The organism is Sphingomonas sp. dw_22, assembly GCF_018449795.1.
Taxonomy (GTDB): Bacteria; Pseudomonadota; Alphaproteobacteria; order Sphingomonadales; family Sphingomonadaceae; genus Sphingomonas.
The window spans coordinates 69,617-89,534 of the sequence record NZ_JAAVVE010000005.1 but is presented as its reverse complement, the minus strand read 5'-3'; the positions used below and the strand labels follow the sequence as shown (position 1 = coordinate 89,534).

27 protein-coding genes are annotated in these 19,918 nt (G+C 66.2%); 9 read left to right on the top strand and 18 right to left on the bottom strand.

Annotated features, from left to right (window positions below; all coding sequences use genetic code 11):
- Window positions 1-39: 39 nt before the first annotated feature.
- A complete protein-coding gene (gene sucC, locus HB724_RS03840; protein ID WP_213979581.1) occupies window positions 40-1,239 on the bottom strand; it encodes an ADP-forming succinate--CoA ligase subunit beta in 1,200 nt (399 codons plus the stop codon).
- Window positions 1,240-1,523: 284 nt separating this feature from the next.
- Window positions 1,524-1,832 (bottom strand): hypothetical protein, encoded by a 309-nt coding sequence (locus tag HB724_RS03835; RefSeq protein ID WP_213979580.1) that lies wholly within the window; start codon window positions 1,830-1,832, stop codon window positions 1,524-1,526.
- Between the two features lie 124 nt (window positions 1,833-1,956).
- On the opposite strand from HB724_RS03835, the gene msrB reads away from it, so the two are divergent.
- Both msrB and HB724_RS03825 read left to right on the top strand, forming a co-directional pair.
- Window positions 1,957-2,394 (top strand): peptide-methionine (R)-S-oxide reductase MsrB, encoded by a 438-nt coding sequence (msrB, locus tag HB724_RS03830; protein ID WP_213979579.1) that lies wholly within the window; start codon window positions 1,957-1,959, stop codon window positions 2,392-2,394.
- A gap of 43 nt (window positions 2,395-2,437) precedes the next feature.
- The gene (locus tag HB724_RS03825; RefSeq protein ID WP_213979578.1) at window positions 2,438-4,582 is read left to right on the top strand and encodes a PBP1A family penicillin-binding protein; all 2,145 of its coding nucleotides are present in this window, start codon (window positions 2,438-2,440) and stop codon (window positions 4,580-4,582) included.
- Here HB724_RS03825 and HB724_RS03820 read toward each other — a convergent pair.
- The 3 genes from HB724_RS03820 to HB724_RS03810 are packed head-to-tail and all read right to left on the bottom strand — an operon-like array spanning window position 4,573 to window position 6,256.
- Window positions 4,573-5,202: a SprT family zinc-dependent metalloprotease gene (locus HB724_RS03820; RefSeq protein WP_213979646.1), complete on the bottom strand. Its 630-nt coding sequence runs from the start codon at window positions 5,200-5,202 to the stop codon at window positions 4,573-4,575. The two genes, HB724_RS03825 and HB724_RS03820, sit on opposite strands and share 10 nt — an antisense overlap.
- 38 nt (window positions 5,203-5,240) lie before the next feature.
- Window positions 5,241-5,684 (bottom strand): YcgN family cysteine cluster protein, encoded by a 444-nt coding sequence (locus HB724_RS03815; RefSeq protein ID WP_213979645.1) that lies wholly within the window; start codon window positions 5,682-5,684, stop codon window positions 5,241-5,243.
- Entirely contained in the window at window positions 5,672-6,256 is a 585-nt protein-coding gene (locus HB724_RS03810; protein WP_213979577.1) for an SCO family protein, read from the bottom strand. The genes HB724_RS03815 and HB724_RS03810 overlap by 13 nt, the downstream gene beginning before the upstream one ends.
- 71 nt (window positions 6,257-6,327) lie before the next feature.
- On the opposite strand from HB724_RS03810, the gene HB724_RS03805 reads away from it, so the two are divergent.
- Entirely contained in the window at window positions 6,328-6,933 is a 606-nt protein-coding gene (locus tag HB724_RS03805) for an ankyrin repeat domain-containing protein (protein WP_213979576.1), read from the top strand.
- 32 nt (window positions 6,934-6,965) lie between these two features.
- On the opposite strand, the gene HB724_RS03800 is transcribed toward HB724_RS03805, so the two are convergent.
- From HB724_RS03800 to HB724_RS03750, 11 genes are all read right to left on the bottom strand, one after another.
- A complete protein-coding gene (locus HB724_RS03800; RefSeq protein WP_213979575.1) occupies window positions 6,966-7,460 on the bottom strand; it encodes an MmcB family DNA repair protein in 495 nt (164 codons plus the stop codon).
- 62 nt (window positions 7,461-7,522) lie between these two features.
- Window positions 7,523-8,173, bottom strand: a complete 651-nt coding sequence (locus tag HB724_RS03795; RefSeq protein ID WP_213979574.1) for a cell wall hydrolase — start codon at window positions 8,171-8,173, stop codon at window positions 7,523-7,525.
- Window positions 8,174-8,331: 158 nt separating this feature from the next.
- Complete coding sequence (locus tag HB724_RS03790) at window positions 8,332-8,673, bottom strand: DUF1491 family protein (RefSeq protein WP_213979573.1); 342 nt, start codon at window positions 8,671-8,673, stop codon at window positions 8,332-8,334.
- The gene (locus HB724_RS03785) at window positions 8,673-9,152 is read right to left on the bottom strand and encodes a PaaI family thioesterase (protein ID WP_213979572.1); all 480 of its coding nucleotides are present in this window, start codon (window positions 9,150-9,152) and stop codon (window positions 8,673-8,675) included. The genes HB724_RS03790 and HB724_RS03785 overlap by 1 nt, the downstream gene beginning before the upstream one ends.
- Entirely contained in the window at window positions 9,139-9,606 is a 468-nt protein-coding gene (locus HB724_RS03780) for a PTS sugar transporter subunit IIA (protein ID WP_213979571.1), read from the bottom strand. The genes HB724_RS03785 and HB724_RS03780 overlap by 14 nt, the downstream gene beginning before the upstream one ends.
- Before the next feature lie 41 nt (window positions 9,607-9,647).
- On the bottom strand, window positions 9,648-10,232 hold the full coding sequence (gene raiA, locus HB724_RS03775) for a ribosome-associated translation inhibitor RaiA (protein WP_213979570.1): 585 nt from the start codon (window positions 10,230-10,232) through the stop codon (window positions 9,648-9,650).
- A 53-nt stretch (window positions 10,233-10,285) separates the two neighbouring features.
- Window positions 10,286-10,978, bottom strand: a complete 693-nt coding sequence (dnaQ, locus tag HB724_RS03770) for a DNA polymerase III subunit epsilon (protein ID WP_213979569.1) — start codon at window positions 10,976-10,978, stop codon at window positions 10,286-10,288.
- 8 nt (window positions 10,979-10,986) lie between these two features.
- A complete protein-coding gene (gene coaE, locus HB724_RS03765) occupies window positions 10,987-11,580 on the bottom strand; it encodes a dephospho-CoA kinase (RefSeq protein WP_213979568.1) in 594 nt (197 codons plus the stop codon).
- Entirely contained in the window at window positions 11,577-12,386 is an 810-nt protein-coding gene (gene aroE / locus HB724_RS03760; protein ID WP_213979567.1) for a shikimate dehydrogenase, read from the bottom strand. Before aroE ends, coaE begins: the two co-directional genes overlap by 4 nt.
- Complete coding sequence (locus HB724_RS03755) at window positions 12,383-12,979, bottom strand: nucleoside triphosphate pyrophosphatase (RefSeq protein WP_213979566.1); 597 nt, start codon at window positions 12,977-12,979, stop codon at window positions 12,383-12,385. The genes aroE and HB724_RS03755 overlap by 4 nt, the downstream gene beginning before the upstream one ends.
- Window positions 12,976-13,794 carry a pyruvate, water dikinase regulatory protein gene (locus tag HB724_RS03750; protein WP_213979565.1) on the bottom strand — a complete coding sequence of 273 codons (819 nt, stop codon included), beginning with the start codon at window positions 13,792-13,794 and terminating at the stop codon, window positions 12,976-12,978. The genes HB724_RS03755 and HB724_RS03750 overlap by 4 nt, the downstream gene beginning before the upstream one ends.
- Window positions 13,795-14,102: 308 nt before the next feature.
- Between HB724_RS03750 and hemE the strand changes: the two genes are divergently transcribed.
- The 5 genes from hemE to HB724_RS03725 all read left to right on the top strand — a co-directional run bounded on the left by hemE (window position 14,103) and on the right by HB724_RS03725 (window position 18,444).
- Complete coding sequence (gene hemE, locus HB724_RS03745) at window positions 14,103-15,137, top strand: uroporphyrinogen decarboxylase (RefSeq protein ID WP_213979644.1); 1,035 nt, start codon at window positions 14,103-14,105, stop codon at window positions 15,135-15,137.
- A complete protein-coding gene (locus HB724_RS03740; RefSeq protein WP_213979564.1) occupies window positions 15,134-15,586 on the top strand; it encodes a CopD family protein in 453 nt (150 codons plus the stop codon). Before hemE ends, HB724_RS03740 begins: the two co-directional genes overlap by 4 nt.
- Window positions 15,587-15,721: 135 nt before the next feature.
- The gene (gene rho / locus HB724_RS03735) at window positions 15,722-16,978 is read left to right on the top strand and encodes a transcription termination factor Rho (protein ID WP_213979563.1); all 1,257 of its coding nucleotides are present in this window, start codon (window positions 15,722-15,724) and stop codon (window positions 16,976-16,978) included.
- Window positions 16,979-17,151: 173 nt separating this feature from the next.
- Complete coding sequence (locus HB724_RS03730; RefSeq protein WP_213979562.1) at window positions 17,152-17,796, top strand: YjbE family putative metal transport protein; 645 nt, start codon at window positions 17,152-17,154, stop codon at window positions 17,794-17,796.
- A gap of 39 nt (window positions 17,797-17,835) precedes the next feature.
- Window positions 17,836-18,444 carry a TerC family protein gene (locus HB724_RS03725; protein ID WP_213979561.1) on the top strand — a complete coding sequence of 203 codons (609 nt, stop codon included), beginning with the start codon at window positions 17,836-17,838 and terminating at the stop codon, window positions 18,442-18,444.
- A gap of 4 nt (window positions 18,445-18,448) precedes the next feature.
- Here HB724_RS03725 and HB724_RS03720 read toward each other — a convergent pair whose 3' ends face one another.
- Window positions 18,449-19,147 (bottom strand): dienelactone hydrolase family protein, encoded by a 699-nt coding sequence (locus HB724_RS03720; RefSeq protein ID WP_213979560.1) that lies wholly within the window; start codon window positions 19,145-19,147, stop codon window positions 18,449-18,451.
- Window positions 19,144-19,623, bottom strand: coding sequence for a methylated-DNA--[protein]-cysteine S-methyltransferase (locus HB724_RS03715; protein ID WP_213979559.1), 480 nt, complete (start codon window positions 19,621-19,623; stop codon window positions 19,144-19,146). The genes HB724_RS03720 and HB724_RS03715 overlap by 4 nt, the downstream gene beginning before the upstream one ends.
- 53 nt (window positions 19,624-19,676) lie before the next feature.
- Between HB724_RS03715 and HB724_RS03710 the strand changes: the two genes are divergently transcribed.
- Window positions 19,677-19,916 carry a DUF6489 family protein gene (locus tag HB724_RS03710; protein ID WP_213979558.1) on the top strand — a complete coding sequence of 80 codons (240 nt, stop codon included), beginning with the start codon at window positions 19,677-19,679 and terminating at the stop codon, window positions 19,914-19,916.
- Window positions 19,917-19,918: the final 2 nt, after the last annotated feature.

The window sequence follows — 19,918 nt, the reverse complement described above, 5'->3', positions numbered from 1 at the left end:
ACTCTCCTGCGTTCCAAACCGTCCCTGGGGAGGAGAGGTTCAGGCGGCCTTCTGCACTTCGGCCACGATCTTCCTGGCGGCGTCGCCGAGGTCGTTCGCGGGAACGATGGCGAGGCCCGAATTGGCGAGGATCGCCTTGCCCTCGGCGACATTGGTGCCTTCGAGGCGGACGACCAGCGGAACCTGGAGGTTCACTTCCTTGGCGGCCGCGACGATGCCCTCGGCGATGATGTCGCACTTCATGATGCCGCCGAAGATGTTGACCAAGATGCCCTTCACGTTCGGATCGGCGAGGATGATCTTGAACGCCGCCGTCACCTTCTCCTTCGAGGCGCCGCCGCCGACGTCGAGGAAGTTGGCCGGGAACATGCCGTTGAGCTTGATGATGTCCATCGTCGCCATGGCGAGGCCGGCGCCGTTGACCATGCAGCCGATATCGCCGTCGAGCTTGATATAGGCCAGGTCGTACTTCGAGGCTTCGAGCTCGGCCGGATCCTCCTCGGTCTCGTCGCGGAGCGCCAGCAGATCCTTGTGGCGGAACATCGCGTTCGAATCGAAGCCGACCTTGGCGTCGAGCACCATCAGCTTGCCGTCCTCGGTGACGGCGAGCGGATTGATCTCGATCTGCGCAGCATCGGTGCCGAGGAAGGCGTCATAGAGCTTGGAAGCGGTGTTCGCCGCCTGCTTGGCGAGATCGCCCTTGAGGCCGAGCGCGTCGGCGACCGAGCGGCCGTGATGCGGCATGAAGCCGGTCGCGGGATCGATGTCGATCGTGTGGATCTTTTCCGGCGTGTCGTGCGCGACGGTCTCGATATCCATGCCGCCTTCGGTCGAGACGACCATACCGATCCGGCCCGAGGCGCGGTTGACGAGCAGGGCGAGGTAGAATTCCTTGGCGATATCGACGCCGTCGGTGACGTAGAGGCGGTTGACCTGCTTGCCGTGCTCGCCGGTCTGGACGGTCACCAGCGTATTGCCGAGCATGTCGGCCGCGGCGGCGCGGACCTCTTCGGCGGTCTTGGCGAGGCGGACGCCGCCCTTGGCCTCGGGCGGGAGCTCCTTGAACTTGCCCTTGCCGCGGCCGCCGGCATGGATCTGCGCCTTCACGACATAAAGCGGCCCGGGCAGCTTCTTCGAGACTTCGACGGCCTCCTCGACGCTCATCGCGGCGAAGCCGGCGGGCACGGGGACGCCGAACTTGGCGAGGAGTTCCTTGGCCTGGTATTCGTGAATGTTCATGGGAGCGATCCGCCTCTAATTCGAAGATCGGGAATGGGACGGGCTCGCCTTAAGCACAGCGGGGCGGGGGAATCCACCCTTTCCAGCGCAAATGCGATTGCGATTGAATTGCAATAAATAATGGGTTTGACGTGCTGACTTCCCTGGTCACCCCGGACGAAGTGCCGGGGTCCACCAGGATGCTGGGAGAGCGGCTAGAGGCTCAAGGGGCTCTCTGGAGGAGGAGTGGACCCCGGCACTTCGGCCGGGGTGACGGATAGAGGAGAGCGCATGCCAAGCGCCGCCTAGTGGGCGAGGCCGGTGGCGCAGAGCGCGGCCGAGCTGGTGGTGACGCCGACGATTTCCGAGTCGCCCAGCGCGCGGATGCGGTGGAGGAACTGCTCGATCGACTCGGACCTGGACGCCTTGGGCAGATCGGCTATCCGCATGAGCTGCTTGAGCGAGAGCCGGTCGACCATCCGATCGGCCATGCAGGCGGAAAGCGGCTTGGGCAGGCCGGCGCGGACCAGCCCGGCGCGCAGCCGCGCCTCGGGCACCGCGCAGCCGGCGAGCGAAAGGGCGAGGCCCAGCAGAATCGCAGCTCTTATAGCCATGGTCCGACGCCGCTATATCGCGGCCGCGCGCCCCGCAATCGGAATCCTGCCGTCCGCGGCGGCATGAAGCGGATCATCGTCAATCCGGATTGACGGAAGGCACGGGCGAGCACACATCGGGGCCATGGAGCATCTGAATCTCCCCGAGTCCGAGTGGCGCAAGCGCCTGAGCCCAGAACAATTCCATGTGCTGCGCGAAGCCGGCACCGAACGCGCCTTTTCCGGCCGCTACAACAACAACAAGGCCGACGGCATCTATCGCTGCGCCGCGTGCCAGCTCGAACTGTTCGACAGCGTCGACAAATATGATTCGGGTTCGGGCTGGCCGAGCTTCACCCAGCCGATCGCGGCGGACCATGTCGTCGAGCATGCCGATGTGAGCCATGGCATGCGCCGCATCGAGGCGCGCTGCGCGCGCTGCGACGGGCATCTTGGCCATGTCTTCCCCGATGGGCCGCCGCCGACAGGGCTGCGTTACTGCATGAATTCGCTGAGCCTGGAGTTTCGTTCACGTGGCGGCAACGCGGACGGCGCTAGCGGCAACGAGGCGGACCACTCCTAATCCTTGTGAGTTGGCCGGATAGGCAGTATCCGACCACCCTTCGATGGCATCCAGATCCAAATCTTCCCGCAAATCCTGGTGGCGCAGGGGCTCCGCGTGGAAGCGCATCTTCCTGTGGACCTTCATCGCCGGCGGCACGCTGGCGCTGGTCGCGCTGATCGGCCTGGGCATCGCGGTCTATTCGACCAAATCGTCGCTGCCGAGCTATGACGAGCTGAAATCCTCGCCCAACGGCCAGATGATCCGCGTCCACGCCGCGGACGGGACGGTGCTCGTCTCGCTCGGGCCGAGCTATGGCGAGTGGATCTCCTATGACCGGATCCCCAAGGTGATGCGCGACGCGATCGTCGCCGTGGAGGATCGCCGATTCGAATCGCATTGGGGCGTCGATCCGATCGGCGTCGCGCGCATGCTGTGGGTGGCGAAGCGGCTGCACGACGAGGGCCGGCGGCTCCAGGGCGGATCTACCATCACCCAGCAGGTCGCGCGGACGATCTTCCTGTCGAACAAATATAATCTGGGCCGCAAGTTCCGCGAGGGCATCCTGGCGCTGGCGATGGAGCGGAAATTCTCCAAGCACCAGATCCTGGAGCTCTATCTCAACAAGGTCTATTTCGGCGGCGGCGCCTACGGCATCGACGCGGCGAGCCGGAAATTCTTCGGCCATCCGGCGACCAACCTGACGCTGGCCGAGGCGGCGGTGATCGCCGGGCTGGTGAAGGCGCCGTCGCATTATTCGCCGACCGCCGATGCCGAGGCCGCGGTGAACCGCGCCAGCGTGGTGCTCGACGTGATGGTGGACGCGGGCAAGATCTCCCGCGCCGAGGCTGACGCGACCGATCCCAAGTCCGTCCAGCTCGCGCCCGAGCCCAAGCAGAACAGCGTGCGCTACTTCACCGACTGGGCGCTGCCCCAGCTCGAAGTGCTGATCGACGAGACCGAGGCGCCGCTGGAAGTCTGGACGACGCTGGACCTGGGCATGCAGCGCGCCGCCGACGATGCGATCCGCAAGAACGCGCCGGGCAATGCCCAGGGCGCGCTGGTGAGCCTAGACCGCGACGGCGCGGTGCGCGCGCTGGTGGGCGGCAAGGACTATGTCGCGTCGATCTACAACCGCGCGACCCAGGCGACGCGCCAGCCGGGTTCGGCGTTCAAGCTGTTCGTCTATCTCGCGGCGCTGGAGGCCGGCCACAAGCCCGACGACACAATCGTCGACGAGCCGGTCACGATCGCCGGCTGGAGCCCGCGCAACAGCTCGGGCCGCAACAGCGGCGAGATCACGCTGCGCACCGCCTTCGCCTATTCGATCAACACGGTCGCGGCGAAGCTGGGGCAGGAAGTCGGCTTCGGCACCGTTGCCGACATGGCCAAGCGCTTCGGGCTGACCACGCCGATCGATACCCATCCGGCGATGGTGCTCGGCACGTCCGACGTGCGGCTGATCGACATGACGCGGGCCTTCGCCTCGGTCGCCAGCAAGGGCGTGGCGGTGACGCCCTATGGCATCACCCGCGTCACTGCGAACGGCAACGTCATCTACCAGCATGAGGTGGATACCAGCCATGTGCTGGTCGCCCCCTATGTCGCCGCGCAGATGACCGACCTGCTCCAGACCGCGGTCAATACGGGCACGGGCCGCGCCGCGCAGATCGGCCGGCCGGTGGCGGGCAAGACCGGCACGACGACGTCGAACAAGGACGGCTGGTTCGTCGGTTTTTCCAGCGGGCTCACTACCGGCGTATGGATGGGTCGCGACGATGCCCGGGTGGTGCCCGGCCTGCAGGGCGGCACCGCGCCGGCGCGCGCCTTCTCCGCCTTCATGGGCAAGGCGGTGGCGAACCGGCCGGTCGAGCAGTTCGATACCCAGGTGACGCTGCCCGAATATCAGCTCGAGCCCGAGGAGGACGCCTATGGCGCGCCCGACAACGGCATGTTCGTCGACCAGGACGGCAATCCGCTGCCCGAGGACCAGCAGCCCCAGACCGACGGGAGCGAGCAACAGCCCCAGCCGGAGGGCCAGGCCCCGCCGACGCCCGAGGACAAGCTCGACCAGAGCTGGATCGACCGGATGACCGGCAAGGGACCGGCGCCGCAGCCGACTCCGACCCGGGCGCCGCTACGCCAGCCACCCGCCGTCCAGCCGCTGCCCGATCGCGCGCCGCACGACGGACGCCTCCCTCAGGAGTAGCGCCCGATCCAGTGCAGCGCGGCACCACTCTGGCGCAGCCAGGCCCGCGCGGGGGTGGGATCGGCTTCGAACAGGGTTTCCACCAGCCGATGGAAGGCCGGGCCGTGGTTCATGTGGACGCGGTGGGCGACTTCGTGCGCCACCGTGGCGCGGCGGACGAAGGCGGGCGCGAGGATCAGCCGCCAGCTATAGCGGATCGCACCGGACGAGGCGCAGCTTCCCCAGCGGCCGGTGGGATCGCCGATCGAGACGCGGGTGACGGTGACGCCGGCGCGTTCGGCATATTCGGCGGTTTCCGCGCTCAGCACCCGCAGCGCCTCGCGCTTCAGCCAATGTTCGACGCGGCGCTCCAGACCCTCGCGCGGGCCGCCGCAGAGCAGGCGATCGCCCTCGAGACGCGGCGTCCGCGCGCTGCCGGCGGGCCAGACGATCTCGATCTCGCGATCGGCGAACGGGAAGTGCGTGTCCGGCTCGAACGGCGTGCCCTGCGGCAAGGCGGCGCGCTGGGTGGCGATCCAGGCATGCTGCTCGTTCGCCCAGGCGAGCCCCTTCTGGAGCGAGGCGCGCGGCGGCAGCGTGAGCCGCACCTTGCCGCTGCGCGGATCGACCGCGAGGCGCATCCGCCGCGCCCGGGCGTGGCGGACGACCTCGACGTCGCTCACAGCTCGCGATCCACCAGATGGTTCTCGAAATCGCCGGCATCGTCCTCGGAGATCGTCCAGCCGCGCGTCGACTGGCCGGCGGCATGGACCGCCTCGGGATCGCCGCACACCAGATAATGCCATCCGGGCAGCGGCTCGCCCGCCGCGCGCAGGCGATAGGCGCAGGTAGAGGGCAGCCATTCGATCTCATGGACGTTGCGCGAATTCAGCCGCACGCATTCGCTGACATAGGCGTGGCGATGCTTGTAGTCGCTGCATCGGCCCATCCGCCGATCGAGCAGGCGACAGGCGACATTGGTGGCGTGGACCTCGCCGGTATCCTCGTCCTCGAGCTTGTGGACGCAGCATTTGCCGCAGCCGTCGCACAGCGCTTCCCATTCCGCCCGGTCGAGCTTGTCGAGCGGCGTATCTTCCCAGAAACGCCCGCTCACCGGACCCAGTGCCTGAGATCGGCGGCGACCGCATCGCCGTCCTTGTCGATCGGCAGCGAGGCGATCGGCTCGCCTTTCGGCCCCATCAGGAAGGCGACCGCGAGGTGATCGACCAGATAACCGCCGCCGGCCGAGACCGGCTGCTTCTTGAAATAGACGGCATAATCCTTCGCGACCCGGGCGATCGCATCGGGGCTGCCGGTCAAGCCCACCACACGCGGATGGAAATTGGCGACGAACTGCTTGAGCACCGGCGGCGTATCGCGTTCGGGATCGACGGTGATGAAGATCGGCACGATCTTGTCCGACAGGGCGGGATCGCCCTTGTCGAGGATGCGCATCGCCTGGCCGATCTTCTGCATGTCCGTCGGGCAGACATCGGGGCAATAGGTGTAGCCGAAATAGACGATGCGATATTTGCCGGCGAAATCCGTGTCATGCACCGTCTTGCCGTTCTGATCGGTGAGCGCGAAGGGGCCACCGATCCGCGCGCCGGCAAGCGGCGGCTGCTGGGACTGGCCGCAGCCGGCAAGCGCGGAGGCTGACAAGAGCAGCGCTAGGGCGGGAAACATCCTATTCATGGCACCGCCTGCCATGATCTGATAGGGACTCGGTTGCAAGAATTCCTGGCATCAAGGGTTTTACGCGTATCATGAAGGTTCGTGTCTTTCGCGTTGCGGCAGCGGCCGCACTCGTCCTCGCCGCTACGCCGGCCGCAGCGCAGCATTTTTCCGACAGCTATGAGTTCCTGGAAGCCGTCCGCAAGGCCGACGGCACCAAGGTCAATAATTTCCTCCAGGACAAGACGCTGCGCATCGTCAACACCAAGGATCGCAACACCGGCGAGGCTGCGCTTCATATCGTTATCAAGCGCAGCGACGCCACCTATCTGACCGTGCTCATCAATCAGCCCGACGTGAACGTCAACATCCAGGACCGCGAGGGCAATACGCCCCTGCTGGTCGCCGCCGAGCGCGGCTGGCAACCGGGCGTCACCGCGCTGCTCGCCAAGAAGGCCAATGTGAACCTGGCCAATGCCGGCGGTGCGACGCCGCTGATCCGCGCGGTGCAGGTGCATGACATCGAGATCGTGCGCGCGCTGCTCGACGCCGGCGCCGATCCCGACAAGGCCGATTTCGGCGGCGGCCTCTCGGCGCGCGACTATGCCCGGCAGGAAGCGCGCTATCCCGCGATCGCCAAGCTGCTGGCCGATGCGCCGAAGGTGAAAGTGCGGGCAGTGGCCGGGCCGAAGCTCTGAATCGCCGGGATGACGAACTTGGGCCGAACAACCTAAAACGGTTGCTCGGCTTCGGGATCGACGAGTTGGATCAACCGGCGCGCGGCACGGCGGCCAAAGGCTAGCGTGCATTTCTTGCGCGTCGGGATGGCGAGCGGGACCGTCGCGGCCTCGCGCACCACGGCAGCGTCGTAGCGATCGGCGACGATCAGCCCGGCGCGCTCGGGCAGGAAGCCAGGCTGCTCGAACGGGCGGAGATCGAAACCCGATGGAACCGCCCAGAAGAAGCGATCGCAATGGGCGAGATAATCGGTCCATTTGCCGTCGCCAAGCAGATCGGCCCGCGACACCTTGATCTCGACGATGACGATGTTGCCGCGCGAATCGAGCGCCATCAGGTCGGCGCGGCGACCCCCTTCGAGCGGCACTTCGGGGATCGCCATGCAATCGTGGCGCAACAGCATGCGCGTGACGCCGCGCGCCACATCGGCCGCCAACAGAGGGGAAGCGGCCGGCAAGGCCGCGAGCGGGGATGGCTCTGTGCGCATCCCCGCTCGCTAGAACATTTCACGAACGAGGGGAAGCCCGCCGGGCCGCCCCTGCGACCCCATCAGCGATAGAAGACGTGGTTGCCGACGGTTGCGACGCGGGCGCGGCCCCAGCTCGCCTTGGAATAGCGCGCATGGAAATAGAGCGCGTCACCGGCGGGGCTGTCCCACAGATCCTTCCTGGCAACCTGGGCGACCGCGATCGCCCGGCGCCACTGCGCGTTGGCCGGCGGGGTCGGCAGCTTGCCGCCGCGCACGAACGAGAACTGGCCCGGCTGGGTGATTACCGAGCAGACCGACTTGGGGAAACGGCCCGAAGCGGTGCGATTGAGGATGACATCGGCCACGGCGAGCTGGCCGGCGAGCGGCTCGCTCTTGGCTTCGTAATAGATGCCGGTGGCGAGGCAGGTCAGCTCGCGGTCGGAATCGGAATCGGAATCAGCTTCCTGCGAAGCGACGGCATCGGACAGGGACGCATAATCGGCGTCTTCCTCGACCTGATCCTGGGGAAGGGGCTGAACGACTGCGCCCTGCTGGGAAGCCGCCGCCGACTGGGGCGCGGGAACATCCTGGGGCTGCGAGACGTTGATTTGCTTGACCGGCACATCCTGCGCCAGGGTCAGCGGAGTTGCATCGAGCGTGGCTGCATTCGCAAGTGCGCCAGCGCAGAAGGTCACAGCCGCGAAAGTCGCGGCGCGTGGCAGAAACTTCATTGAGATTCATTACTATGCGGTTGGTGCGCGGCGAATCCCCGCCTTTGCTTTGGGATCCTCCGGGCTTTCCCCCCGACTGCGTAACCGTTCGATCTCTGACCCCGAGCGGCACAACGCTATGGAAAGTGGAGTGCCTGTGCCCGCCAGGCGCGCGCGCGTCAACCGATCCCCATCGTTTCAGCGGCGAACCGTTCCGCCTCTGCGATATCCAGTTCGACCACCCACAGGTCCGAATCGCGCGATCGGCGGCGTTGCCAATAGGCCGTGACCTCGGTTTCGTCCGCAATTTCGGCAGGCCCCGAGGGGAGCAAGGCGGGCATTCCGTCCGGCCCGATGCCGCGTTCCAGGAAGCGGGGATGGGCGCCGCGCTCAAGCGTCAGCAACAGGATCGCGCCCGCAGTCTCGTCGCCGCGGGCGAGGACCATCGCCGATCCGCCCTGCTGGTTCACCCGGCGGACCAGCGCGCTGACGAGCATGGCGCTGGTGAGCCGCGCCGCCATCACCCGGCCCGATAGCCGGGCAGGCTGGCGAGCGGGATACGCGAACGCATGAAGGTGCCCGTGCCGCGCGCCGCTTCCTCGCCGTTCGCGTCGATCAGCCGCGATTCCGCGACGAACACCCGGCGTTGGCCGCTCACCCAACGGCCCTCGGCGACCACCGGGCCAGGGCCGAGCGGCTTGGTGAGCAGCAGGTTGAACGCCGTCGTCAGCAGGAAGCGATCGGTGACCAGGCTGTTCGCCGCATAGAAGGCGGCATCGTCGAGCATCTTGAAATAGCTGGTGCCATGCGCCGCGCCGCCGGCGTGGAAGAAGCGCTCGTCGATCATGAAGCGGATCCGCGCGATGCCGGGCTCGGGTATTTCCAGCACCGATTCGAACAGCCGGTTGATCGGCGCGGCCGCATAGAGCGATTCGAGCGCGCGGAAATGCGCTTCGGCGCCGGTCGGCTCGCCGCCTGGCGCAGGCTCAGGCGGCGTCACGCGCTTCGACGCCGGCGAGGAGCGCGAACAAGGCGTCGGGCGAGCCCGCCCCGCGCAGCTTGGCCGCGAAATTGCGGTCGCGCAGCCGACGCGAGACGCTGGCGAGCGCCTTCAGATGGTCGGCACCCGCGCCGACGGGCGAAAGCAGCATGAACACCAGATCGACCGGCAGATCGTCCACCGCGGCGAAATCGACCGGCTGCTCCAGGCGCGCGAAGACCGCGACGACATGGGCCAGCCCCTCGATCCTGGCGTGCGGAATCGCGATTCCGCCGCCGAAGCCGGTCGATCCCAGCTTCTCGCGCTCGGCCAGCCGCTCGGCGACGAGCTTGGCGTCGAGATGATAAGCCTGCGCCGCCGCCGCGCCCAATTGCTGGAACAGCGTCTTCTTGTTGGCAGCAGTCACGCCGGCGAGCACCGCCTCCGGCACGAGCAGATCGCTCAAATCGGTCATCGGTAATCCAAATGCTTTGGCCCGCCCCGGCGGGGATGCGCTTAGGCCGGTGCGCGGTTGGGCTCAACCCATCCGATCGTCCCGTCGCCGCGGCGATAGACCATGTTGAACGCACCCGTGCCGGTGTTGCGGAAGAGAAGCGCATTGGTGTGGCGCAGATCGAGCATCATCACCGCGTCCGAGACCGTGGCTTCGGGCACGTCGACGCGCGTCTCGGCGATGACAAGCGGTGCATCCGAGGGCTCCTCCTCCTCGGCCGTCTCCTGGAACAGCGTGTAGCCGGCATCATAGGCACCCACTTCGGCCAGCGCATTGACGACGCCGTTCTGGCGATCCTTCAGCCGGCGCGTGTAGCGGCGGAGCTGCTTGTCGATGCGATCGGCCGCCCCGTCGAACGCGCCATGCGCTTCATTGCCGCTGTTGGTCGCCTTGAGCACCAGGCCCTGCATCACGTGCATGACGATGTCGCAGGTGAAGCCGAAATCATGCGGCCCCTTGCCGAAGGTCGCCTGGGCCGAAAGCGCCCGGGAGAAATATTTGTCGGCGATACCCTGGAGTCGATCGGTCACCTGCGTCTTGAGCGCATCGCCCGTATCGACCTGATGCCCCGAAATGCGGATATCCATGACAAAACCTCCACTTGACTAGAGAAAGCAACTGGGAACGCGGCCCCGGTGCGTCAAGTTGACGCGACCGAGCCCCAAAGCGGCTCCTCCATGGACTTGAGAAAGGCTGCGTGGCGTTCAAGTTCCGCCGGATCGGCGGCAAAATGGCGCGCCGGACGCACATGCACGCGATTCGGCGCCTCGGCCGGGGTCTCGCGCATCACCGGCGTATCGACCGCAAGGCCGAGCGTGATCTGGCGCCCGCCGGTGAGCTCGACATAGACCTGAGCCAGCAATTGCGCGTCGAGCAGTGCGCCATGCAGCGTGCGCTGGCTGAGATCGATGCCGTAGCGGGAGCATAGGGCATCGAGCGTGTGTTTGGCGCCGGGATGGCGGACCCGGGCGATGCCGAGCGTATCGACCATCCGCGCCAGATCGACATGCGGCCGGCCGCAGCGGCCGAGCTCGCCGTTCAGGAAGCCGAAGTCGAACCCGGCATTGTGCGCCACCATCGGGCTTTCGCCGATGAATTCGAGCAGATCCTCGACCACGTCGTGGAACAGCGGTTTATCCGACAGGAAACGCTCGGACAGGCCGTGGACGTTGAACGCCTCGACCGGCATCGGCCGCTGGGGATTGATATAGGCGTGGAAGCTGTTGCCGGTCATCACCCGGTTGATCAGCTCGACACAGCCGATCTCCACCAGTCGGTCACCGCTCGAAAAACTGAGTCCGGTCGTTTCGGTATCGAACACGATTTCGCGCATGGCTGTGCTTATCCTCCCGCCGGCGGCGCTAGGCAAGCGATGAGGTTACTTACGTATTCGCGCGTCTCCGCCAGCGGGCCGCCGGTGGGGATGACGAAATCGGCGCGGGCGCGCTTCTCCGCATCGGGCATCTGGCGGGCGAGAATCGCCTCAAACCGTTCGGTCGTCATGCCGGGCCGGGCGAGAACGCGGGCGCGCTGGACCTCGGGCGGAGCCGATACGACGGCGATCCTGTCGACATGGCTCCAGCCGCCGGCTTCGAACAGCAGCGGCACATCGAGCACCACGAACGGCTCCGCGGCGTGATCGGCCAGGAACTTCTCCCGCGCCTGCGCGACGGCCGGATGCACCAGCGCCTCAAGCCGGGCCATGGCGGCATCGTCGCCCAGCACGGTTTCGCGCAGCAGCGTGCGGTTGACGCCGAGCTCGGTCGTCGTGTCCGGAAACTCGGCCTCGATCGCCGCGACCAGCGCGCCGCCCGGCCCCTGGAGCTGGTGGACCATCGCATCCGCGTCGAACACCGGCACGCCCGCCTCCGCGAACATCGCCGCGACGGTCGACTTGCCCATGCCGATCGAGCCGGTGAGGCCCAATGTAATCATGACGTCAGCAGGGCGCGCAGTTCCTCGTCGCGGTCGCGCGGCGGTTCGGCGCCGAAGAACAGCTCGAAGGCGAGCGCCGCCTGGCCGATCAGCATGTCGAGCCCGTCGACCGTATCGAGCCCGCGGGCGCGGGCCTGGGCGAGCAGGGGGGTCTCCAGCGGGACATAGACGATGTCGTATACCACGGCGTCCTCGGGCAGCGGCGACAGGTCGATGTCGAGCGGCGGCTGGCCAGCCATGCCAAGCGGGCTGGCGTTGACGACCAGCGCGGCGGGCGGGAGCGGCGCGGTAAGCGGGAGGGCATCGCCCTTGAGCTCGAAGCTCGACAGGAGCGCGGCGCCCTTGAGGACGTTGCGATTGAGGATCGTCACGCGGCCGATACCGATCTTGGACAGCGCGAACAGGATCGCGCGGGCGCCGCCGCCGGCACCGATCACCACGGCATGGCCGCCCTCCAGGTCGAGCCCGGCGATCGGCGAATAAAAGCCGCCGGCATCGGTATTGGTGCCGATCAGCGCGCCGTCCTCCGCGCGGATCACGGTGTTGATCGCGCCGATCGTCGCGCGGATGCCGCCGCGATCCTCGACATGGTCGAGCGCGGCCTGCTTGTGCGGGATGGTGATGTTGCAGCCGCGCCAGGCCGGATCGATGCGGCGGGAATCGAAATAGGCGGCGAGGCTGTCGGGCCTCACATGCGTCGCGCGATATTCGGCGTCGATATCGAGCACGTCGAGCCAGAAACCATGGATTGCGGGGGACTTGGTGTGGCCGATCGGATCGCCGATCACTTCGGCATAGGGCGTCATGACGTCAATACTCCGCGAACGCGCAGAAATTCGAGGATCGGCAGCAGCGGCATGCCGAGGATGGTGAAGTGGCTGCCCTCGGTCCGGCTGAAGAGCTGGACGCCCGGTCCCTCGATCCGGAAACAGCCGACACAGCCCGCGATCGCCGGCCATTCGAGATCGAGATACTGCGCGATGAACCCCTCGGACAATGGCCGGACATGCAGCCGCGCGCGATCGACGTGGCGCCAGACCGGGCGGCCGCCCTCGGCGATCACCGCGGCGCTGTAGATATCATGCGTGCGGCCCGACATGCGGCGGAGATGTTCGGCCGCCTGTTCGCGGCTCTCGGGCTTGTCGAGCTGGTTGCCGTCATCGAGCGCAACCAGCGAATCCCCGCCCAGCACCAATGCCTGGGGAACCAGCCGGGAGACCTTGAGCGCCTTCAGCTCGGCCAGCGCATCGGCCAGACCGCGCGCGGAGATTCCCGAAGCGACCAGCGATTCCTTCGCCGAAGCTTCATCGACCTGCGCGGCGACAGCCTCGTGCGGCACACCGGCGGCATCGAGCATCGCCCGGCGCGAAGCGCTTTGCGAGGCGAGAACGAGGTTCATGCCTTCGCCTGGAGCGTGCGCTCGTTGCAGAGCTGGATGATCGCCGCGGCGGTCTCCTCGATCGAACGGCGGGTGACGTCGATCACCGGCCAGCCATTGTCGGCGAACATGCGCCGCGCATAGGCCAGCTCGCGCTGGACCGAATCCTGATCGACATAGCTCGTCTCCGCCGCCTGGTTGAGCGAGAGCAGGCGGTTGCGGCGGATCTGGACCAGCCGGTCCGCGCTGGTAGTGAGGCCGACGATCAGCGGGTGCCGAAGCGCGAACAGCTCCGGCGGCGGCGGCGATTCGACCACAATCGGGATATTGGCAGTCTTGTAGCCACGATTGGCGAGATAGATCGACGTCGGCGTCTTGGACGAGCGCGAGACGCCGGCCAGCAGGATATCGGCTTCCTCCCAATCCTCGGCGAGGATGCCGTCGTCATGCGCGATGGTGAACTGGATCGCATCGACGCGGGCGAAATAGGCGGCGTCGAGCGTGTGCTGACGGCCCGGGCGGGCCTTGGCTTCCTGGCCGAGCAGGTTGGACAGCGCATGGCTCACCGGATCGAGCGGCGCGATCGCCGGCAGGCCCATCGCGCGGCAACGGCTCTCCAGCGTGCGGCGGGTGTCGCTGTTGACCAGGGTGAAGATCACCAGCCCGGGATTCTGCGCGATCTCCTGAAGGATGCGCTCCAGATGCGCTTCGCTGCGCACCATCGGCCAGAAATGACGAAGCGTCTCGACATCGTCGAACTGCGCCAGCGCGGCCTTGGCGATATTCTCCAGCGTCTCGCCGGTAGAGTCCGAGAGGAGGTGGAGATGGAGCCGCATTCAGGCCGTGGGGGAATCTGTGGAGAACATGATGGACAGGCGCTAGCGCAACCCGGCGCGGCGGCCAAGCAGGACGGAACCGGGACTCCGGCTGGTGATTCGTCCACAGCCGCATCCCCAGCCGCGCGATCCGATCCACAATCTGTGGAAAACGGGGACGGCGGTTCCGAATCCGGGCGGCGCCGTGGGGGCGATGGAGTCAAGCTGTTGGCAAGTTCAGGGCAAGCGCATAAGCCCCGGCTTTCACGCACCAACTGACTCCAACAATCCTTAGATTCCTATTTTATAGAGTTAGGATAGAGGCCCTGATCTCCCCGTCCCCCAAGCCGTTGCTTGCGACCCTGCAGGGGCAGAAGCAGCCAATCCCGCCCGTGTGGCTGATGCGCCAGGCGGGACGGTATCTGCCCGAATATCGCGCGCTGAGAGCCGAGAAGGGCGGGTTCCTCGCGCTGGTGAACGACAGCGAGGCCTCGGCCGAAGTGACGCTCCAGCCGATCCGGCGCTTCGGCATGGACGGGGCAATCCTGTTTTCCGACATCCTGGTCGTGCCGATGGCGCTGGGACAGGATCTGTGGTTCGAGACCGGCGAGGGGCCGCGGCTGGCACCGGTGGTGCAGGCGCGGGCGGCGCTGGAAGGCCTCGAAGCTGCTCCTGGGGCGCTGGAGCCGGTCTATGAGACGGTGCGGCGCGTCGTGGCGGCATTGCCTTCCGGCACGACCTTTCTGGGCTTTGCAGGCAGTCCCTGGACCGTGGCGACCTATATGATCGCCGGGCAGGGCAGCCGCGAGCAGAGCGAGGCGCGGCGGCTCGCCTATCGCGATCCCGTGCTGATGCGGGATCTGATCGACCGCATCGAGACCTGCACGATCGATTATCTGCTTGGCCAGATCGCGGCGGGCGTCGAGGCGGTACAGCTTTTCGATAGCTGGTCGGGCAGCCTTTCCCCCGTCCAGTTCGAGCAATGGGTGATCGCACCCACAGCGCGCATCATCGCCGCGCTCAAGGCGAAGGCGCCGCAGGTACCGGTGATCGGCTTCCCCAAGGGCGCGGGCGGCAAGCTGCCTGCCTATGCGCGCGAGACCGGCGTCGATGCTGTCGGCGTGGACGAGACCGTCGATCCGGCCTGGGCGCATGTATCGCTGCCTGCCGGATTGCCGGTGCAAGGCAATCTCGATCCGCTTGCGCTGATCGCGGGTGGCGTGGTGCTCGACGAGGCGGTGGACCGTATCCTTGCGGCCTTTACCGATCGTCCCCATGTCTTCAATCTTGGCCATGGTATCCAGCAGGATACCCCGATCGCGCATGTCGAGCAGTTGCTCGCGCGAGTAAGGGGGGAGCGATGACCGGATTTCTGGGCGGCGCCTATCTGTGGGTCAAGGCGTTCCACATCATCTTCGTGATCTTCTGGATGGCAGGGCTGTTCCTGCTGCCGCGCTATCTGGTCCATCATCAGGAATCGCTGGGGACACCCGAGGCCGAGGCCTGGACCAGGCGCGAGGCGCTGCTGCGCCGGATGATCCTTTCGCCCTCGCTGATTATCGTCTGGATATTGGGGCTGAGCCTGGCCGCCAATCTGGGCCTGTTCGAGGGCGGAGCAGGGCTCGGCTGGCTTCACACGAAGGTGTTTCTGGTCGTCCTGCTCTCGGGTTATCACGGCTGGGCCGTCGCTTATTCGAAGAAGCTCGCACGAGGGCAGGGAGCCATCCCGCCACGGACATTGCGCATGCTGGGTGAATTGCCCGCGCTCGCCGTCGTGCTGATCGTGATCCTGGCGGTCGTCAGACCCTTCTAAGTCGGTTGACTTGGGGCGAGGCCCCACCTAATTCCGCCTTGTGCCCCGGTTCGCTGGCGCATCCCTCCTTCCAGCATCGTTTCTCGTGCGCAATTCGCCGGCCGACGCTCCCCCCTAAAGTTCCGGACTCCCTAAATGCATCTCAAGGATCTCAAGAAGAAAGCCCCCGCCGAGCTGGTCACCATGGCCGAGGAGCTGGGCGTCGAGAGCGCGTCGACGTTGCGCAAGCAGGATCTGCTCTTTGCCATCCTCAAGGCCCAGGCCGAGAATGGCGATCAGATCATGGGCGAAGGCACGATCGAAGTGCTGCCCGACGGCTTCGGCTTCCTGCGCAGCCCGCAGGCGAATTATCTCGCCGGCCCCGACGACATCTATGTCTCGCCCAACCAGGTCCGTAAGTTCGGCCTGCGCACCGGCGACACGGTGGAAGGCGAGATCCGCGCGCCCAAGGACGGCGAGCGTTATTTTGCGCTGACCCGGCTGGTCTCGGTCAATTTCGACGATCCCGATGCGGTGCGTCACCGCGTCAATTTCGACAATCTCACGCCGCTTTACCCTGAGAGCAAGCTGACGCTCGACACGCTCGATCCGACCCAGAAGGACAAGTCGGCGCGGGTGATCGACATCATCAGCCCGCAGGGCAAGGGACAGCGCACGCTGATCGTCGCGCCGCCGCGCGTCGGCAAGACGGTGATGCTCCAGAACATCGCCCGCGCGATCACCGAGAACCATCCCGAAGTCTTCCTGCTGGTGCTGCTGATCGACGAGCGGCCCGAGGAAGTGACCGACATGCAGCGCAGCGTGAAGGGCGAGGTCGTCTCCTCGACTTTCGACGAGCCGGCCACGCGCCACGTGCAAGTTGCTGAAATGGTTATAGAAAAAGCTAAGCGTCTGGTCGAGCACAAGAAGGATGTCGTGATCCTGCTCGATTCGATCACCCGCCTGGGTCGCGCCTACAACACCGTCGTCCCAAGCTCGGGCAAGGTGCTGACCGGCGGTGTCGACGCCAATGCGCTCCAGCGGCCGAAGCGCTTCTTCGGCGCTGCGCGCAACATCGAGGAGGGTGGCTCGCTCTCGATCATCGCCACCGCGCTGATCGATACCGGCAGCCGCATGGACGAAGTGATCTTCGAAGAGTTCAAGGGCACCGGCAACTCCGAGATCGTCCTCGACCGCAAGGTGGCGGACAAGCGCATCTTCCCGGCACTCGACGTCGGCAAGTCGGGCACGCGCAAGGAAGAGCTGCTGGTCGACAAGACCAAGCTTTCCAAGATGTGGGTGCTGCGCCGCATCCTGATGCAGATGGGCACGATCGACGCGATGGAGTTCCTGCTCGACAAGATGAAGGACTCGAAGACCAACGAGGACTTCTTCGACAGCATGAATTCCTGAGTTATTTCCCTTTTCTCCCCGCAAGAGAGCGGATCAGGGGATGGGTTTGGAAAAGGTCGGGGTTTGATACCCCGGCCTTTTTTTATGGAGCCGTTGTCGGCGTCGTTGACGCCCGCACCCAACCCCCCAGCCCTTCCCTTGCAGGGAGGGGAGTCAGATGGCAGGGCAGCACCATGCACTTCAACTTCGCCGCTATCGCCACGCCCAGCGGGCTTGCCAGCCTGGGCCAGATCATCCTGGGCGACCTGACCATGGCCGGCGACAATGTCGTCGTGATGGGATCGCTCGCCTCGGGCCTGCCCGAGAAAGACCGGCGGCGGGTGCTGCTGCTCGGCGTCGGGATCGCGTTGGTCTTCCTGATCGGCTTCTCGCTGATCGCGGTCGAATTGCTCCAGGTCACCGGGCTGGTGCTGGCCGGTGGGTTGCTGTTGCTATGGGTGGCCTACAACATGTTCCGTGAGTTGCGCGAAGCCGCGCGGCGCGGCCATGCGGCGGAAACGGGCGAGGAGGCACCGCCCAAGGTCGCCAAGACCTTCCTTCAGGCGGCGATCCAGATCACGCTCGCCGATCTTTCGATGAGCCTCGACAATGTGCTGCTCGTCGCCTCGATCGCGCGCGAGAATCCGGCGCTGCTGTTCATCGGGTTGAGCTTCTCGGTGCTGCTGATGGGCCTGGCCGCCAATTTCGTGGCGCGGCTGATCCAGCGTTACCACTGGATCGGCTATATCGGGCTGGTCGTGATCCTGTGGGTCGCCGGGCGGATGATCTATGAAGGCGTGGTCGACAACAAGATCGGCATTCTCCATTTGCTCGTCTGAGGCTTGCCGAGGCGCGCATGGGTTCGTAACCCGGTGCGCATGTTTTCCTTCCTGACTCCCGAAGCGCTTCAGGCGCTGGGCGAAGTGATCGTGATCGATCTGGTGCTCGCCGGCGACAATGCGGTGGTGGTGGGCGCGCTTGCCGCGGGCCTGCCGGCGAAGCAGCAGCGCCAGGTGATCCTGGTCGGCATCGGCGCGGCGCTGGTGATGCGCATCGCCTTCGCGCTGATCGCGACGCAGCTGCTCCAGGTCGTGGGGCTGCTGTTCGCGGGCGGCTTGCTGTTGTTCTGGGTCGCGTGGCGGATGTGGCGCGAGCTGCGTGCGGGCAAGCAGCATGAGGAGATCACGACCAAGCCGCCCAAGAGCTTCCTCGCCGCGGCCTGGTCGGTCGCGCTGGCGGATGTCAGCATGAGCCTGGACAATGTGCTGGGGGTCGCCGGGGCGGCGCGCGAGCACCCCGGCATCCTCGTCTTCGGCCTGATCTTCTCGGTCGCGATGATGGGCCTCGCCGCCAATTTCATCGCACGCGTGATCGACCGCTATCGCTGGATAGGCTTTGTCGGCTTGGTCGTGATCCTGTGGGTCGCGGTGCGGATGGTCTATGAAGGCGTGGTCAACCACGAGACCGGATTGGCCGCTTTGGTCTGATCCCTCAGCCCAGATTTGCCGCGAAGAAATCCTCGGTCCGCCTGTCGGCCAGCTTCGCCGCCTCATCGTTGCGGCGATTGCCCGATTCGACCGCGAAGCCGTGATCGACGCCGGGATAGGTTTCGAGCGTTACACGGGGATGATGATCGAGGCCCTCATGCATCTTCGTCTGGACGTCGGGCGTGACGAAATGATCGGCGCCGGCGATGTGGAGCAGCAGGGGACGCGCGATGCCGTGCTTCTCGCCGAGCAGATTATCGATGCCGACGCCGTAATAGCCGATCGTCGCGTCGATATCGGTGCGTGCGGCGGTCATGTATGCCAGCCGGCCGCCCAGGCAATAGCCGACCGCGCCGACCTTGCCGCCGCCCAGCTTCGCGCGGGCCGCTCGGATAGTCGCCTCGATGTCGCGGATGCCGGCGTCCTGGTTGAACTTGCCCATCAGCGCGAGCGCCTGCTGGAACTGGTCGGGCACGTCGGGATCGAGCTGGACCCCCGGCTCGATCCGCCAGAAGAGGTCTGGGGCGAGGGCGAGATAGCCCTGGGCCGCCCATTTGTCGCATTTGTCGCGGATGCCGGAGTTCACGCCGAAGATCTCCTGGATCACGACGATCGCCGCGCGCGGGGTGCCTTCGGGTTCGGCGACATAGGCGTCGAAGCTGCCGGTGTTGTCGATCGTGTCGATGCGGATGGTATCGCTCATAACAGGGTTCCTTTTGCGAAGCGCCGCTCATGCTCGAGCAGCCAGGATTTGGTCTTGGGCCCTTCGCCCGCCGAATAGGCGCCGAGCGCGCCGCCGGAGCCCAGCACGCGGTGGCAGGGAACGAGGATGGGGAAGGGATTGCGCGCGCAGAGCTGGCCGATCGCGCGCGGGCTGGAACCGAGCTGGCGGGCAAGTGCGCCGTAGCTCAGCGTCTCGCCATAGCCGACCGCGATCAGCCCGGCGCGAAGCTCCTCGCCGCGCGGTGTGGCGGCGGGGGCCAGCGGCACGGTGAAATCCTGGCGCTCGCCGGCGAACCATTGTTCGAGTTGCTCGGCTGCCTCGCGCACGGCAGCGGCGGCGCCTGGTGAAGCAGCGTCCTCGGCACCAATTCGTACCGCTGTTACCTGCGCGTCGTCGCCCTCGATTCGGATCGTGCCGAGAGGCGTTGCGATCAAGGCATGGTCGCGCGCATACATGGCGCAGGGCCTAGCAGTCGCGCGGCACGGCGCTCAAGCGGAGAAGCATTTCCATGAAGATCAACGTCGAAGTCGAATGCACGCCCGAAGAGGCCCGCCGTGCCATGGGCTTGCCGGATCTTGCCCCGGTGCATGACCGCTATGTCGCGATGATGGTGGAAGCCATTGAAAAACAAGGAACTCCCGAGGGGTTCGAGCAGATGATGCGTGGCTGGGCACCGATGGGCGAGGCGGGGATGAATTTCTGGCGCGGATTGTTCGACGCGAGCACGGGGACCAAGTCCGGCGGCTGATT